Genomic DNA, 15705 nt, shown 5'->3' on the forward strand with positions numbered 1-15705 from the left:
CTCTCCGTGCGATTTTTCCCCTCCTTTGATCAGTAACGAATACTACTTGAAATATAATTAACCCGGAAAACAATCACCTGCGCCCAACGAAACGTTGATGCATAATATTGTCAGATACTTGCCCGCCGCAGGCGTAATGCATTGAATACAACTGAAACGGATGACAGGCTCATGGCTGCCGCTGCGATCATCGGCGACAGCAGCGTTCCGGTGAATGGGTAGAGAATTCCGGCTGCAAGGGGCACGCCGACGGCGTTGTAGCCGAAGGCAAAGAAGAGGTTCTGCTTGATGTTGGCAATGGTGGCCTGCGCAAGGGTGCGGGCGCGCATCACGCCCGCCAATTCACCACGAACGAGGGTGATGCCGGCGCTCTTGAGCGCGACATCTGCGCCGGTGCCCATGGCAATGCCGATATCGGCCGACGCAAGTGCAGGCGCATCGTTAATACCGTCGCCAGCCATGGCGACGATCCGTCCTCCTGCCTTCAACCCGTCGACAAGCACCTTCTTGTCCTCGAGAGACTGGCTGGCATGCACCTCGGCAATGCCGAGTTCTCGCGCCACGTGCCAGGCCGTGACGGCGCTGTCGCCGGTGGCCATGATGACCCGCATACCGGCCGCTGTCAGCGAGGCAACCATGGCCTTGGCATCCGGCTTGACCGGGTCGGTGACCGACAGTAACGCGGCAACCTCGCCATCGACCGCACAAAAGAACACTGTCTGGCCCAGGTCCCGCATCGTGTCGGCCATTTCCAGCGTGTCTGCAAGGTCGAGACCATTATCCCGCATTAGCGTCTCGTTACCGAGCAGCAGGCGCGTGCCCCCAACCGTACCTGAAATGCCCTTACCGTTGATCGCCTCGAAATCGTCGACGCGGGAGATCTGCAAGCCCTTCTCTTTGGCGCCTTCGACAATCGCTTCGCCGATCGGATGTTCAGAGCCGCTTTCGAGTGACGCTGCGTATGCCAGGATTGTTTTGGCATCCATGCCCGACACCGGAATAACCGAGCCGAGAGTGGGTCGTCCAAGTGTAAGCGTACCGGTCTTGTCGATGATCAGGGTATCTGCCGCCGCTAACCTCTCCAGGCTTGCGGCATCGCGCACGAGGACCCCAGCACCAGCCCCCCTGCCTGTTGCCGTCATCACTGAAACGGGTGTGGCAAGCCCGAGCGCACATGGGCAGGCGATGATCAGCACAGAGACGGCCGCGACAAGGCCATAGATCGCCGATGGTTCCGGCCCGTAGACGAACCAGAGCCCGAATGCGGCAATGGCGACCATCACCACCGTGGGCACGAACCAGGCAGATACGCGGTCGGCCAGCTTCTGGATCGGCGCGCGAGACCGCTGCGCCTCGGCGACCATGCCGACGATACGAGCAAGCAGGGTATCTGAGCCGACGTGCCCGGCCCGCATGACGAACTGGCCGGCACGGTTCATCGTGCCGCCGGTGACAGGTGAGCCCACTTCCTTTTCGACCGGCACCGGCTCGCCGGTGATCATGCTTTCATCGACGGTGGAGCGACCTTCGGTGACATCACCATCGACAGGCACAGCCTCCCCCGGACGAACTCGCAGGAGATCGCCTGGAAGGATGTTCTCAAGTGGCGCATCGAATTCTGTCCCGTCGGGCTGAATGCGCCTGGCGGTATCCGGCGCAAGCCGGGACAGCGCCCGGATCGCCTCTCCCGTCTGTGCCCGAGCCCTGAGTTCAAGGATCTGCCCGAGGAACACCAACGTGACGATGACCGCAGCTGCCTCGTAATACACGGGCACCTCGCCCATGTGTCCGGCAAAATCATGCGGGAAAAGTTGCGGCGCAAGCGTCGCCACGACGCTATAGCCGAACGCTGCGATCACGCCGAGCGTGATCAGCGTCCACATATTGAGGTGACCGGTACGGATCGAAACCCAGCCACGCTCGAAGAAAGGCAATGCCGCCCAGAGCACGACCGGTGCAGTCAGCAGAAGCTCGACGAAGGGAGCCAGTTCGTGGCCGATCCAGTCGCGGACAGGCAGGCCGATCATGGGCCCCATGGAAAGGACGAGCAGCGGGATGGAGCAAGCGGCGCTGACGATGAACCGTCTCGTGAAGTCGACGAGCTCCGGATTGGGGCCGTCGATCTCGGCAGGGTTCATCGGCTCAAGTGCCATGCCGCAGATAGGGCAGGTTCCCGGTTCCGAACGAATGATTTCGGGATCCATGGGGCACGTATATTGCTGTGCCACCTTGGCCTGTTTGGGCTTGTTCTTCGAATGGCCGGAGACATAGAACCATGGATCGGCGGCGAAACGCGTGTGGCAACGCTCGCTGCAGAAATGGTATTCGACCCCTTCATGCTTCAGACTTGGCTTGCCGACACCAAGTTTTACCGTCATGCCGCAGACCGGATCGACTGTTGTCGCTGCATCCGGACTTGTGGACGGCATTTCGAATAGGCCGTCCGTGGAGTGGTTGTCGTGCGTTTTCATGGGTATTACCTAGCAAGAAACCGCAGCATTCCACACCCCTAAATTTCAGGCGGCGTGGCGATGCTCGTACCCAACCCATTTAGGTTAGGATAGCTTGCTCCATATCAAGCACACGCCTTGCAAGCGCCTCGTATTTCGATCGTCGTCTTTTCGGGCTTGAAATGCGTGGCAGCCTGCCATTCCTTCAGTCGATTTTCGATGGTGTGATCATGAAACTCGGTGACCTGCCCGCAGCTTTCACAGATGGCGAAGGCGGTGACCCCGTGCGCATGCGCAGCATGGTCATGGGGATCGGAGCAGGCAACGAAAGCATTCAAACTTTCCAGCCGATGAACAAGTCCGAACTCCATCAGCTTGTCGAGGGCGCGATAGACCTGCAAGGGAGCACGAAAACCGTCGCTCCTTAGCCGGTCGAGAATATCATAGGCGCTTTGCGGGCCACCGGTGCCGCTGAGCGCCGACAATACCAACGACTGATTCCGGGTAAGTTCTGGTTGCGCGATCATCGTCAACGTCCTTCCTGGCCGGCATGTCGCCTGCTGGGAACAGGCATCAGACTGAGTACGAAAAGGGCAAGCGCTGCCACCACGATCGACGGACCGGAGGGCGTATCGAACGTCAGTGAGCCATAGAGGCCGCCAACCACAGCCACGGCGCCAATCACGGCGGCGAGAACTGCCATGATCTCGGGCGAGGTCGAAAAACGACGAGCGGCGGCGGCCGGAATGATCAGCAGCGACGTGATGAGCAGGATGCCGACAATCTTCATGGCGATGGCAATCACCAGCGCCAGAAGCAGCATGAAGATCAGCCGTGCCTGCTTCGGCTTCATGCCTTCTGCCTCAGCGAGGTCTTCGGAAACTGTTGCGGCAATCAGCGGCTTCCAGAGATAGACAAGCGCCAGCAAGACGAGAATCCCTCCGCCCCAGATGATATCGATGTCAGCTTCGCTGACGGCGAGAATGTCGCCGAACAGGAAACTGACGAGGTCGACACGGACCCACGTCATGAAGGCGAGAATAACCAACCCGACTGACAGGGACGCATGCGAGAGTATGCCAAGCAGCGCATCCGCCGACAGTGTACCGGCCTTCTGCAACAGCAGCAGCAGCAACGACACGCAGGTCGCCACCACGAAGACGGCGATCATGATGTTGAGGTTGAGCAACAGCGACAACGCCACGCCGAGCAGTGCCGAATGGGCCATTGTGTCACCAAAATAGGCCATACGCCGCCAGACGATGAAACAGCCGAGGGGGCCGGTTGTCAGCGCAATACCAACACCTGCAACAATGGCGCGGGTGAAGAAGTCATCAAGCATCGTTGGCATCTTTCGAAATGGTCTTGGGCAGAACGAGACGGCTATGGTCGTGACCGCAGGAGCAGTCGGCTCCATGCTGATGATCGTGTCCGTGGTGATGGCCATCGTCCGGATGGCAGCTATCAGTCACGGAACCGTCCTGGTGCAGCACTCGTCCGTCAGGCAGATGGGTGTGATCGTGGTGATGGGTGTAGATGGCAAGCGCACCCGAACCACGGACGCCAAACAGACGCTGGTACTCCGCACTCTGGGAAACCATTTCCGGCGTGCCGGTGCAACAGACATGGCCGTTGAGGCACACGACGGTATCGGTCGCCGCCATCACCACATGCAGATCATGCGAAATCAGCAGAACGCCGCAGCCGGATCGATCGCGGATTTCACCTATCAGTTCGTATAGCGCGATCTCGCCGTTGTAATCGACGCCCTGGACTGGTTCGTCCAGCACCAGCAGGTCCGGCTTGCGGGCAATCGCGCGCGCCAAGAGCGCACGCTGGAACTCTCCGCCGGAGAGATGCTGAACTTCAGCCTTGGCGAGATGGGCAATTCCTGTTTCAGCGAGGGCATCGGCGACTTCCTTGCGGCTCGGCGAACCCGTCAACGTCATCAGTCGCTCGACCGTCAACGGCATGGTGCGGTCGATGGACATCTTCTGCGGGACATAGCCGACACGCAGGTCGGATCTTGTCGTCACCAGACCTTCGTCGGGTCGCACCAGTCCCAGCGCCATCCGCGCCGATGTCGACTTTCCAGAACCGTTCGGGCCGATCAGGGTGACGATCTCGCCGCGTTTGATCTCGAAGGACACGCCACGCACCAGCCACCGGCCTTGCCTGTTGGAGCCGGCATTGTCGAGACCGACGAGTCGTTCTTTTTCCTCTGTGCGCTTGAGCATGAATTTTTCCATATTCGGGGCTTGGCAGTGGATATAGCGTACGTTATAGCATAACGCAATGAATGTAATAACATTACACATCAAGTATCCCAAAAGACAACAAGGATCATGCTCATGCCGTCCAGAATGTTGAAGACACTGTTTGCGACCGCACTGCTGGCTGCAGCGCAGACCGCAGCCGCATATGCGGCGCCGGATGTGATCGTGTCGATCAAACCGATCCATTCGCTGGTCGCATCGATCATGAAAGGCGTGGGCGAACCGGGCCTGATCGTCGATGGCGTGGCTTCACCGCACACCTACCAGATGAAACCGTCCGATGCGGGCAGATTGCAGGGCGCCGACATCGTTTTCTGGGTTGGCCACGATCTGGAAAAGTTCCTCGAAAAGCCACTGGAATCACTCGGAAGCAAGGCAAAGATTGTCGAACTCGACGACGCACCGGGCCTTGTTAAACTGCCGACCCGCGAAAGCGGAACCTTCGAACCCCACGCCGACGAAGACCATGCAACCGGCGGCCACGAAGCCGACGCACATGATCATGGTGAAGAGGTCGATCTGCACTTCTGGTTGAGCACAACCAACGCCAAGGCAATAGCCGCCGAAATAGAAAAGGCCTTGATCGACATCGATCCCGGCAACACCCAGCATTACGCCAAGAATCTTGAAAATCTGAACAACAGTCTCGACGCCCTCGCCACGGAAATCGCCGGCACTATCGCTCCGGTAAAGGACAAGCCGTTTATTGTCTTCCACGATGCGTACCAGTATTTCGAGAAGGAATTCGGCGTGGCGGTGGCGGGATCTATCACCGTGTCGCCGGAAGCCATGCCGGGTGCTGCCCGGATCAGTGAAATCCACGACAAGGTCAAGGCGCTGAAAACCACCTGCGTCTTTGCTGAACCGCAATTCGAGCCGAAGCTGATTGCAGTGGTTCTCGAAGGCACCGATGCGAAGACCGGCACGCTCGACCCGGAAGCCGGATCGCTGAAAGCTGGCGAAGGCCTCTATGGCGAGATGATGCTTGGGATCGCCAAGTCACTCCGGGACTGCCTCGAAACCAGCTGATTCAACGCTCTTGGCAGCGACGGGAGAAGGACGCGGCTCGCTCGTAGCGGGGGCATTATATAGGGCTACGGCAAACATCAGTTGACGAAGCTTCGGTCACAATTCTACGTTCGGATGAAAATCGAATCAGGAAAGGAACCACATATGAAGATCAAGACCCCTGCAATCGTCGCTATCTCCATGGCAATCGGCATCGTTGGCGGCGCAGGCGTTACCGCCATTGCTGCTCAACCGAACATGAAGTCCGCTCTCGATCATCTGGTCGCTGCAGATACTTTCCTCGCACGCGCCACCGACAACAAGGGCGGCCACAAGGCCAAGGCCCGTTCGCTGATCAGCCTTGCAATCAAGGAAGTTCGCGCCGGCATGCGCTACGCAAACTAATTTCCGGCTGCATCCATTTGCAAAACCCGGCGGATCAATCCGCCGGGTTTTGTCGTTAAAGTCTCGTATAAGAGAAATGATCGAAATCAGCGGCTTGCACGCGCCCACTGATGTCATAGGCAAACATGCCGACAAAGGCTCCCGTAAAGGAACCGTGTTCGCCAACCCCGCCTTCATCCGACACTACGCCGCCGTCAAGGATCGGGCCGATCTGCTGCCATTCTGCTTCTCCGTCTGCATGCCAGAAGAACTGCAGGTCGTTGTCACGCACTTCGACAGCAAGGTGGATCCGTCCGGCCGGCAATGAAATGCCGCTGCCAATCGGGAAGGTGAGATTTCCCGACGGATAGTCACCTGGGCAAGACTGGATGACGAGCACCCTTCCCAACGTTTCGTGCCATGACACAGCCAGAGCATGGAACTTGTAGCGGTTATAGTAGTGGGTCAGCCCTGCCGCCTGCTGATATGTGTCCGGATCAAACTCGACAACGGTTTCGGCGCGGAACGAATGATCCTCCTGCCGGCGTGCGACAAGCGAAAACTCGAACCAGGAGCCAATGCTTTCCCGCCCATGCAGACGAAGGTGCCCTGCCCGTTCGCTCAGCGAGAAAAGTCGTTCCGGTCGGGGAGTTCTCAACCACTGGAACTCGATCGGAAGCTGTTCACTGTCGAAATCCGTCGAGACCTGGCTTGGCGGCGACTGTGTCGACGCACCGGTCGGAGACGGCACGTTTATGACAGGAACGAGCCCACCCTGCTCGAGCCTCAACCAACCGTCCTCGCCCCATACGCATTTCTGGATGGCTGTCTCGCGCCCGAGGGTACAGCGCTTGAGAGGTGGCAATGGCCGCCCACAAAGGATGGTATGGTAGGCTTGTCCATCCGGCGTTTCGACATACTGTCCATGGCCAGCCCGCTGGAGCGCCGCGTCCGGTGCATCCTTCGACGTTACCAGCCATTTGTCCGGATGCAGTTCATAGGGCCCTAGAACCGAACGCGAACGCCCCATGGTGATGGCGTGTTCATAGCCGGTTCCACCTTCCGCCGCGCATATGTAGTACCAGCCGTTTTTCCTGAAGATATGGGCACCTTCGACCAGCCCGAGATCCGTGCCGCCGAAAATATTGAAGCGCGGCCCGATCAGCTTTTTGTCGACCGGGTCCCATTCCTGGCACAGAATGCCGTCGAACGCCGTGTGCCAGCCATTGGTGTTGTGCGCCTCCGGCCGGTGATTCCATTGCATCTGAATGAACCACTTGCGGCCATCGTCATCGTGAAACAGCGACGGATCGAAGCCGGCGGAGTTGACATAGATCGGATCGGACCACGGTCCTTCGATCTTTTCCGCAGTCACGATATAGTTATGCGCATCCTTGAAGGAACCGTCGAACCGCTTGACGTCGGTGTAGACCAGCCAGAACAATCCGTCTGCATAAGACAGGCAAGGGGCCCAGACACCGCAACTGTCGGGGTTGCCACGCATATCCAGCTGGCTTTCGCGGCTGAGCGGCCGTGTGAGCAGCGTCCAGTTGGCCAGATCGCGTGAATGATGAATCTGAACGCCCGGATACCACTCGAAAGTCGACGTGGCGATGTAGTAGTCCTCGCCGACCCGCACTATTGACGGATCAGGATTGAAACCTGGCAGGATCGGGTTCTTGATCATGAAATCTCCCACTCAATACGGCCGGCAGACTCCCCCTCATCCGGCTTTTGGCCACCTTCTCCCCGATGGGGAGAAGGAAATTTCGGCTCCATCATCCACCCTCTCAAACGTCCCTGCTTGTGAGGAAGTCGAAACAGCTCTTTCTTCTCCCCATCGGGGAGAAGGTAGCCGCAGGCTGGATGAGTGGGCGGGTCCGCAGAAGATACGTAGACTACTTCTTCTTGCGTGCCGGGCCTTCGCGTTCGGACGATTTTGCCCAGAGGTTGATATCGGCTTCCTTGGCGTACTTGTCGATTTCGGCCAGCTCGCTCTTGGAGAAATCGAGATTGTCGATCGCGGCGACGCAATCGACCACCTGGCTGGGCTTCGAGGCACCGATCAGCGCGGACGTGATGCGACCGCCGCGTAGCACCCAGGCGAGCGCCATCTGCGCCAGCGTCTGGCCACGCTTTTCAGCAATCGCATTGAGTGCGCGGATATTCTCGACATTCTTGTCGTTGAGGAAAGCCGGGTTGAGCGACTTGTCCTGCACCGCGCGGCTGCCTTCCGGAATGCCGCCGAGATACTTCGAAGTCAGCATACCCTGCGCCAACGGCGAAAACACGATCGAACCGAGGCCGAGGTCTTCGAGTGTATCGACCAGCCCATCTTCCTCGATCCAGCGGTTGATCATCGAATAGCTTGGCTGGTGGATGACGAAAGGCGTGCCGAGGTCTTTCAGGATCTTGTAGGCCTCGCGTGTGCGCTTGGCGTTGTAGGAGGATATTCCGACATAAAGTGCCCTGCCCGAGCGCACAATGTGATCAAGGGCTCCCATGGTTTCCTCGAGCGGCGTATCCGGATCGAAGCGGTGGGAGTAAAAGATATCGACATAGTCGAGACCCATGCGCTTCAGGCTCTGATCACAGGAGGCGATGAGATATTTGCGGCTGCCCCATTCGCCATACGGGCCCGGCCACATATCGTAACCGGCTTTGGAGGAAATGATCAGCTCGTCACGATAGTCACGAAAATCGGTGCGCAGGATTTCGCCGAATGCCGTCTCGGCGCTGCCGGCAGGCGGGCCATAATTGTTGGCAAGGTCGAAATGGGTGACGCCCAGATCAAACGCAGTGCGGCAGATCTCGCGCTTCAGTTCGTGGCGTGTGTCGCCGCCGAAATTGTGCCAGAGGCCGAGCGAAATGGCCGGCAATTTCAGGCCACTCTTGCCCAGCCGGTTGTATTTCATTTTCTCGTAGCGATTTTCGGCTGGTTGCCAGGCCATGGCGTATCTCTCCCAAAAGTATGATTTGTATGAGACGTCTTACTCCGCACGTCTCCAGGGGCGCAAGCTCGGTCCACGGCACTCCGCAGTTTTGTTTGCGGCCCACAATACCCTAACTGCTGCGTCACCCTCGGGCTTGACCCATAGGTGACGCAGCGAAACGCGGAGATTGCCGCGTGCCTTACCTGAGCAGCGACCTGGCTTCCTCGATCCCGAGGGCCTGTGGTTGGGTGCAGGTGGTTACGATCTCGATCGCCCTGCCCTCATCTGCCGAGCGCAGAATAGATGTCAGCACGTCGATCGTGTGCAACGATCGATCGAGAGAGCAACGGTGATCGCGGCCGGTTTCTACACCAACCATCATATCCGACAGGCCCACACCGCGATAATTGGCCTGCATGCCCCAATCGAACTTGTAGTTCTGCTTCGTGAGTGGATGATCCCAGATTTCGACCTCCTTCACCTCGCGATCGGTACCTGCAACCTCGACCTTGCCTCCAAAGAAGTTAGGATCGGGTACGAAGATCGCGCCATCGGTGCCATAGAGTTCCATGTTCTGGTGACGGTTTGCCCAGACATCCCAGCTTGCCATCAATGACACCTGTGCACCTGATGCGAATTCCAGCACGGCATGCACATTGGTCATCACAATGACCGGCACCTTTTCGCCGTTGCGCGGTCCGTTGGTGATGGTGCGCTCCTGCTTGGCCTTGTTGGCCATGGCGACGACGCGCTTGACCGGCCCGATCAGGTTGACGAGGTTGTTGACATAATAAGGCCCCATGTCGAGCACCGGCCCGCCGCCCGGCTGGAAGAAGAAGTCCGGGTTGGGATGCCACATTTCCATGCCCGGCCCGAGCACATGCGCCGTGCCCGACATGATCTTGCCGACCCGGCCGGAATCGATCAGATGGCGGGCAAACTGGTGGGCGCCACCAAGATAAGTGTCGGGCGCCGAGCCGACACGAAGGCCCCTTGCATTGGCGACCGCCCTCAGATCCTCACCCTGGTCAATCGAAAGCACGAACGGCTTTTCCGAATAGACGTGCTTGCCTGCTTCAAGCGCCTTCTTGGAAACGGGGTAATGCGCTTCGGGGATCGTCAGGTTGACCACTACGTCGACCGCCGGGTTGGCGAGCAGGGTGTCTATGTCTTGCGCCTCAACGCCGAATTCATCGGCACGAGCCTTTGCAGCGGCCATGTTGATATCGGCGCAAGCGATCACTTTCAGGTTCTTGTAGAGCGGGATCAGCTTGAAGTAAGCGCTCGAAATGTTGCCGCAGCCGATAATACCGACGCCAAATTCCTTCGTCATGTCCATATCCTCAGAAAGTCTTGATGGTTTCGATCGAACGGCGAGCGCAGCGCTCGAGATCGGACGGGTTGTCGTGCTCCACGACGAAATGCCTTGCCTTGGTGGCTTTCAGTGCTTCCCAGATCTTGGGCCACTGCACGATGCCATGGCCGACATCAGCCCAGCCCCATTCGTCCTCGTTCTGGCCGGCGGGTGCGATGTCCTTGACGTGTACCGAAGTGATCCGGTCCTTGTAGAGATCGATGAACTTGAAGGGATCGGCGCCGCCGCGCACGACCCATGCCACATCCATTTCCCAGGAAAGGCCAGGGCCGGCTTCGAAGATCCGATCATGGGGTAGCGACCCGTCGGAAAGCACGGCGAATTCGAAATCGTGGTTATGCCAGCCGAATTCCAACCCGGCATCCTTGAAGGGCTTGGATGCCTTCTCCAGGCGCGCGCCGAACGCCTTCCAACCCTCGGCGTCCTTCGGCCGGTCATCCGGCATCAGGAATGGGCAATAGATCGAATCCATGCCCAGCGTGCGGGCAATCGACAACATCCGGGTTGGCTCGTCCTCGAGTTGGTCGATACCGAAATGTCCGGTTGCCATTCGAAGTCCATTGGCGTCGAGATCAGCTTTCAGCTGTTTCACGGCATTGTCATCCATCGGACCATAGATGCCGCCGAAACCTTCGACTTCCCTGTAGCCGAGCGTGCCAAGCATCCTCAGAACATCGGAAAGCGGGGGATAGTTGCGGGCGCTGTAAAGCTGGAAAGAGACAGCTGTCATTAACCTAGTCCTTCTCGAGTTTTGGCCATCCTCGGCCTTGTTCGTCTTAATCTGCCCCTCGTCTGAGGGGCACTCCTAAACCACCCGGCGCCTGCTCCTATTCCGTCGCCTGACAGGAATGAAGATCGCGCACGACGAAGGCGGATGTGGCCTCCTTCTCTTCGGGCGTAAACGTGATCGTCCGGCTTTCGCCGGCGAGCATGTCGAAGGCGTTGTCCGAAAAACGGCCGGGACAATCCGCCTCGATGACAACGAAGAGCGCAAGGGCTTTCGCCGAGAGTGTGATCACGAAGGTGCCATCCGGCTCCGCAGATACCGTGTGACCAAGCCCGGCAGGCTCCAGATCCAGCGCCTTGTAGGTTGTCGCTACATGGTGACCCCTGCCGGACGTACCGGCCGATGTATGGAAGTCCCAGAACAGGATGCTATCAGCCGCAATTTCGGTCGCCCCGATTGTCGCAAGCACCATTGCCTTGTCGGGTCGGCAGGTTGCCCGCGCAGACTTCAGCAGCGTCCTGTGATCGTCGAGCCCGACCATGTAGATGTCTGCGGAAACCTCGATGTTGTCGGCGAGGTCATTGACCATGGTCATCTCGATAGCCTTGCCGTCCGCTGTCGGAATGGCAAACAGCGCAACCGGCGCAAAGAAGCGACGCGCCTGGTAGTGCATGGCTTTCCAGTTGCCGCCGTAGTCGAGGCTTGCCCACGAGGCCACCGGCCAGGTGTCGTTCAGCTGCCAGATGATCGTGCCCATGCAATGCGGTTTGAGCGAGCGCCAGTATTCTACCGCCGTCTTGATCGCCAACCCCTGCTGGATCTGGCTGAGATAGACGAAATTGGAAAAATCCTTGGGAAAGCGGAAATAGCGGAACATCGTGCCCGCGATCCGCTCGTTGCCGCCGGGATTCTTCTGGTGGACCTCCATCACGGGGGACGCGATGTTGATGTCCTTCTTGTCCGCGAACTGGCCGATCAGCAGGTTAGAAGTATAAGACTGGAATCCGAATTCTGAACAGAAGCGCGGCTTTACCGTCCGATAGTGGTCGAACGACTTGTTCTCATGCCAGACCGACCAGAAATGCATGTCGCCCGAACCGTCCTTGTGCCAGGCATCGCCGAAATCCAGCGGCCCGACAGATGGGCTCGACGGCCACCAGATCGCGTTAGGATCGGCGCGCTTCAAGCCGCTCTCGATCGTCCTGTTCAGGCGGTCGTAGGAGACGAGGTAACGGTCGCGATCCTTGCGCGACACTTCGAACCAGTTGAGTGCGCCCACCAGCTCGTTGTCCCCGCACCACAGCGCCAGGCAGGCATGGTGCGAGAGGCGCTTGACCTGATAATCAACTTCGTGGGCGACATTGTCGAGGAATTCCGGTGTCGACGGATAGAGGTTGCAGGCAAACATGAAGTCCTGCCACACCAGGAGCCCCAGCCGGTCGCAGATATCGTAGAACCAGTCGTGTTCGTAGAACCCGCCGCCCCAGATGCGGATCATGTTCATGTTGGCATCGACGGCCGACTGCAGCAGCGCCTCGGTCTTTGCCGGGCTCGTGCGCGAGAACAGCGCGTCCGCCGGAATCCAGTTGGCGCCGCGGCAGAAGATCTCCTGCCCGTTCACCCGGAAGGCAAACCGGCTCCCCGCCTCGTCCTTGTCGGTCAGGAGCTCGATGGACCGGAGTCCGATGCGTCGTTCCGCCGTCTCGCCGGGAATCCCGGCCTTCAGGCTGTAGAGATGTTGCTCGCCGCTGCCTGCCGGCCACCAAAGATGGGGCTTCTCGACCACGAAGACATGTCGCACGACATTGTCGCCGGGATAGACTGCCTGCTCCAGGCGTACCTGGTCGCCCTCGAAGTCGAGATGGATCGGCATAATTGCCTGCTCTGCCGCGTGGATTGCCAGCGCGACATGCAACTCGATCGATCCATCGCCTCGGTGGACCTGTCGCGTCGTCAGATGCTCGATACGCGCCGGTTCGAGTTTCCGCAGCGAGAGTGTGCCGTAGAGCCCGAGCGGCGCCAGCGCAATGTTCCAGTCCCAGCCGAAATGGCACTGGGGCTTGCGCAGCATGTTGCCGTAGGGGATCGGGCAGTTCATCGCCAGCCATGGCACCTCGAAAGGTAGCCGGTCATAGACCTTCTTACCCTCGGCGACCGGCGAATGCAGCGTGATCTCGATGCGGTTCTCGCCCGCCTGCACGGCTCTGGAAACATCCGGACGATAGCGTCGGAAGCAATTGTCAGCCTCTAGTACCACGGTACCGTTGATCCGGATTGTCGCAACAGTGTCGACGAAATCGAGATCGAGATACCAGTGCCCCGCCAGTTCGTCCGCCCCGATGGTGAAGGCGCGCGAAACCACCCAGTCCTGATCGGCAACCCACTGCACATCGGCTTCGTTGCTGCCGAAATAGGGATCGGGAATGACCGCCTGCGCCTGCAGCGCCGAATGCACGTCACCGGGCAGAGATATCGTCAGATCTGCCTTCTGGTCTTCGGATGCCAACGCCCAGACGCCAGCCAGATCGATATGGGCATTCATGCCACTCATGGCCTTGTTCCCGTCAGATCCTGAGCTCGGTTTCAGCGTCGAACACCGAAGCCAGAGCCATATTGAATGAAAGCTTGAGATGCGAGCCCGGCGCATAGCGTCGCGCTCCGGCAATCCGCACGGATGTGCTCTGGCCGGCGAATTTCAACCACAGGAGATTGTCCGCGCCCATCGGTTCCTCGATATCCACGACGGCATCGTAACTCCGGCTCGCCGAGGGATCGTCGACATGGATGTGCTCCGGCCGCAGACCCAGCACCACTTTGCCGCCAGTTGCAAGGCCGCCGTCCGACACATAGCCATCGAGAGGAATCCGCAGGCCGTCTGTTGCAACCGAGAGCCCATCGCCATCGGCGACAATCTCCCCCTTGAGGAAATTCATCGCGGGTGAACCTATGAAGCCAGCGACGAACAGGTTCTTCGGCCTGTTGTAGATGGTCATCGGATCGTCGAGCTGCTGGATCAGGCCGCTCTTCATGATGGCGATACGGTCAGCCAGCGTCAACGCCTCGATCTGGTCATGCGTGACATAGATCATCGTGTTCTTCAGCGACTGGTGCAAACGCTTGATCTCGACACGCAGTTCTGACCGCAATTTGGCATCGAGGTTCGACAGCGGTTCATCAAACAGGAAAACATCGACATCGCGCACCAGCGCCCGGCCGATTGCCACGCGCTGGCGCTGCCCGCCGGAAAGCTCCGCCGGCTTGCGGTTAAGCAGTGGCTGGATCTGCAGGATTTCTGCCGCACGCGCGATACGCTTGTCGATCTCCGGTTGTGGCAGACCGGCAATCTTGAGCCCAAAGGCAAGGTTCTTGCGTACAGTCATCTGCGGATAGAGCGCGTAGGACTGAAACACCATGCCGATACCACGGTCCTTGGGCTCCTCCCAGGTGACGTTCTTGCCCTTGATGAAGATCTGCCCCTCCGAGACGTCCAGAAGGCCCGCAATGCAATTGAGAAGCGTGGACTTGCCGCAGCCGGAAGAGCCGAGCAACACCAGGAACTCGCCATCATCGATGTCGAGATCGAGGTCCTTGAGAACGCTGACCGCACCGAAATTCAACGAGAGGTCCTTGATGGAAACACTGGTGGCCATGCGGATCAACCTTTCACTGCGCCAGCGGCGATGCCGCGAACGAAAAGCCGTCCGGACAAGAAGTAAATGACAAGCGGCACCGCGCCCGTGAGGAGCGTGGCGGCCATGTTGACGTTGTATTCCTTGACGCCCTGCACCGAGTTGACGATGTTGTTGAGCTGGACGGTCATCGGATAGGTGTCGGGGCGCGTATAGACAACGCCGAACAAGAAGTCGTTCCAGATGCCGGTGATCTGGATGATCATCGAAACGACGAAGATCGGGATCGACATCGGCAACATGATCCGGAAATAGATCCCCCAGAACCCGGCCCCGTCGACGCGGGCTGCCTTGAACAGTTCTGGTGGCAGACCGGAGAAATAGTTGCGGAATAGCAGGGTATTGATCGGCATGCCGAATATCGTATGCACGAGGATCAGGCCTGCCAGCGAGCCGTAGAGCCCGAGTTCGCGCAGGATGATGACGATCGGATAGAGCATCACCTGGTAGGGAATGAAGGCCCCGACAAGCAGGATTGTGAAGAAGATGTCAGCACCCTTGAAGCGCCAGTTGGCCAGCATATAGCCATTGACCGAGGCAATTGCGATCGACAGGATCACCGACGGAACCGTGATGCGAACGGAGTTCCAGAAGCCTTTGCTCAAGCCGGTGCAATCGAGGCCGGTGCATGCGCTCGACCAAGCCTTAACCCACGGCTCGAAGGTGAATTCCACCGGAGGCGAGAAGATGCTGCCGAGCCTGATCTCCGGCATTGTCTTGAACGACGTCACGAGCATGACATAGAGCGGCAGCAGGTAGTAGAGCGACACCAGGATCAGCGTGCCATAGACGAAAATGTTGGCCGCCGAGAAAATCGGACGCGGCTTGGCGCCACTTGGGCCGGAAAGTCTTGCATTCGCCAT

At 58.8% G+C, this 15705-nt stretch carries 13 protein-coding genes; 2 read left to right on the top strand and 11 right to left on the bottom strand.

Annotated features, from left to right (window positions below; translation table 11 throughout):
- Window positions 1-110: 110 nt before the first annotated feature.
- The 4 genes from JJB09_RS13895 to JJB09_RS13910 form a co-directional block, all read right to left on the bottom strand.
- Complete coding sequence (locus JJB09_RS13895; protein ID WP_201659078.1) at window positions 111-2471, bottom strand: heavy metal translocating P-type ATPase; 2361 nt, start codon at window positions 2469-2471, stop codon at window positions 111-113.
- Between the two features lie 104 nt (window positions 2472-2575).
- Entirely contained in the window at window positions 2576-2974 is a 399-nt protein-coding gene (locus JJB09_RS13900) for a Fur family transcriptional regulator (protein ID WP_343229033.1), read from the bottom strand.
- A 5-nt stretch (window positions 2975-2979) separates the two neighbouring features.
- Window positions 2980-3792, bottom strand: a complete 813-nt coding sequence (locus JJB09_RS13905; protein WP_201659081.1) for an iron chelate uptake ABC transporter family permease subunit — start codon at window positions 3790-3792, stop codon at window positions 2980-2982.
- Window positions 3785-4687 carry an ATP-binding cassette domain-containing protein gene (locus tag JJB09_RS13910; protein ID WP_201659085.1) on the bottom strand — a complete coding sequence of 301 codons (903 nt, stop codon included), beginning with the start codon at window positions 4685-4687 and terminating at the stop codon, window positions 3785-3787. Before JJB09_RS13910 ends, JJB09_RS13905 begins: the two co-directional genes overlap by 8 nt.
- A gap of 114 nt (window positions 4688-4801) precedes the next feature.
- On the opposite strand from JJB09_RS13910, the gene JJB09_RS13915 reads away from it, so the two are divergent.
- Together JJB09_RS13915 and JJB09_RS13920 are read left to right on the top strand one after the other, a co-directional pair.
- A complete protein-coding gene (locus JJB09_RS13915; RefSeq protein ID WP_246748721.1) occupies window positions 4802-5755 on the top strand; it encodes a zinc ABC transporter substrate-binding protein in 954 nt (317 codons plus the stop codon).
- A gap of 144 nt (window positions 5756-5899) precedes the next feature.
- Window positions 5900-6139, top strand: a complete 240-nt coding sequence (locus tag JJB09_RS13920) for a hypothetical protein (protein ID WP_246748722.1) — start codon at window positions 5900-5902, stop codon at window positions 6137-6139.
- Between the two features lie 55 nt (window positions 6140-6194).
- On the opposite strand, the gene JJB09_RS13925 is transcribed toward JJB09_RS13920, so the two are convergent.
- The 7 genes from JJB09_RS13925 to JJB09_RS13955 form a co-directional block, all read right to left on the bottom strand.
- The gene (locus tag JJB09_RS13925; protein ID WP_201659088.1) at window positions 6195-7805 is read right to left on the bottom strand and encodes a glycoside hydrolase family 43 protein; all 1611 of its coding nucleotides are present in this window, start codon (window positions 7803-7805) and stop codon (window positions 6195-6197) included.
- A gap of 211 nt (window positions 7806-8016) precedes the next feature.
- The gene (gene mgrA / locus JJB09_RS13930) at window positions 8017-9069 is read right to left on the bottom strand and encodes an L-glyceraldehyde 3-phosphate reductase (protein ID WP_201659091.1); all 1053 of its coding nucleotides are present in this window, start codon (window positions 9067-9069) and stop codon (window positions 8017-8019) included.
- A gap of 181 nt (window positions 9070-9250) precedes the next feature.
- Entirely contained in the window at window positions 9251-10384 is a 1134-nt protein-coding gene (locus JJB09_RS13935; RefSeq protein WP_201659094.1) for a Gfo/Idh/MocA family protein, read from the bottom strand.
- Between the two features lie 10 nt (window positions 10385-10394).
- Window positions 10395-11156, bottom strand: coding sequence for a sugar phosphate isomerase/epimerase family protein (locus JJB09_RS13940; RefSeq protein ID WP_201659097.1), 762 nt, complete (start codon window positions 11154-11156; stop codon window positions 10395-10397).
- Between the two features lie 97 nt (window positions 11157-11253).
- Window positions 11254-13704 carry a beta-mannosidase gene (locus JJB09_RS13945; protein WP_201659100.1) on the bottom strand — a complete coding sequence of 817 codons (2451 nt, stop codon included), beginning with the start codon at window positions 13702-13704 and terminating at the stop codon, window positions 11254-11256.
- A 13-nt stretch (window positions 13705-13717) separates the two neighbouring features.
- Window positions 13718-14803 carry an ABC transporter ATP-binding protein gene (locus JJB09_RS13950; protein ID WP_201659103.1) on the bottom strand — a complete coding sequence of 362 codons (1086 nt, stop codon included), beginning with the start codon at window positions 14801-14803 and terminating at the stop codon, window positions 13718-13720.
- A 5-nt stretch (window positions 14804-14808) separates the two neighbouring features.
- Window positions 14809-15705, bottom strand: a complete 897-nt coding sequence (locus tag JJB09_RS13955) for a carbohydrate ABC transporter permease (protein ID WP_201659106.1) — start codon at window positions 15703-15705, stop codon at window positions 14809-14811.

The organism is Phytoamicus setariae (assembly GCF_016722925.1).
GTDB classification, from domain to species: Bacteria; Pseudomonadota; Alphaproteobacteria; order Rhizobiales; family Rhizobiaceae; genus Rhizobium_E; species Rhizobium_E setariae.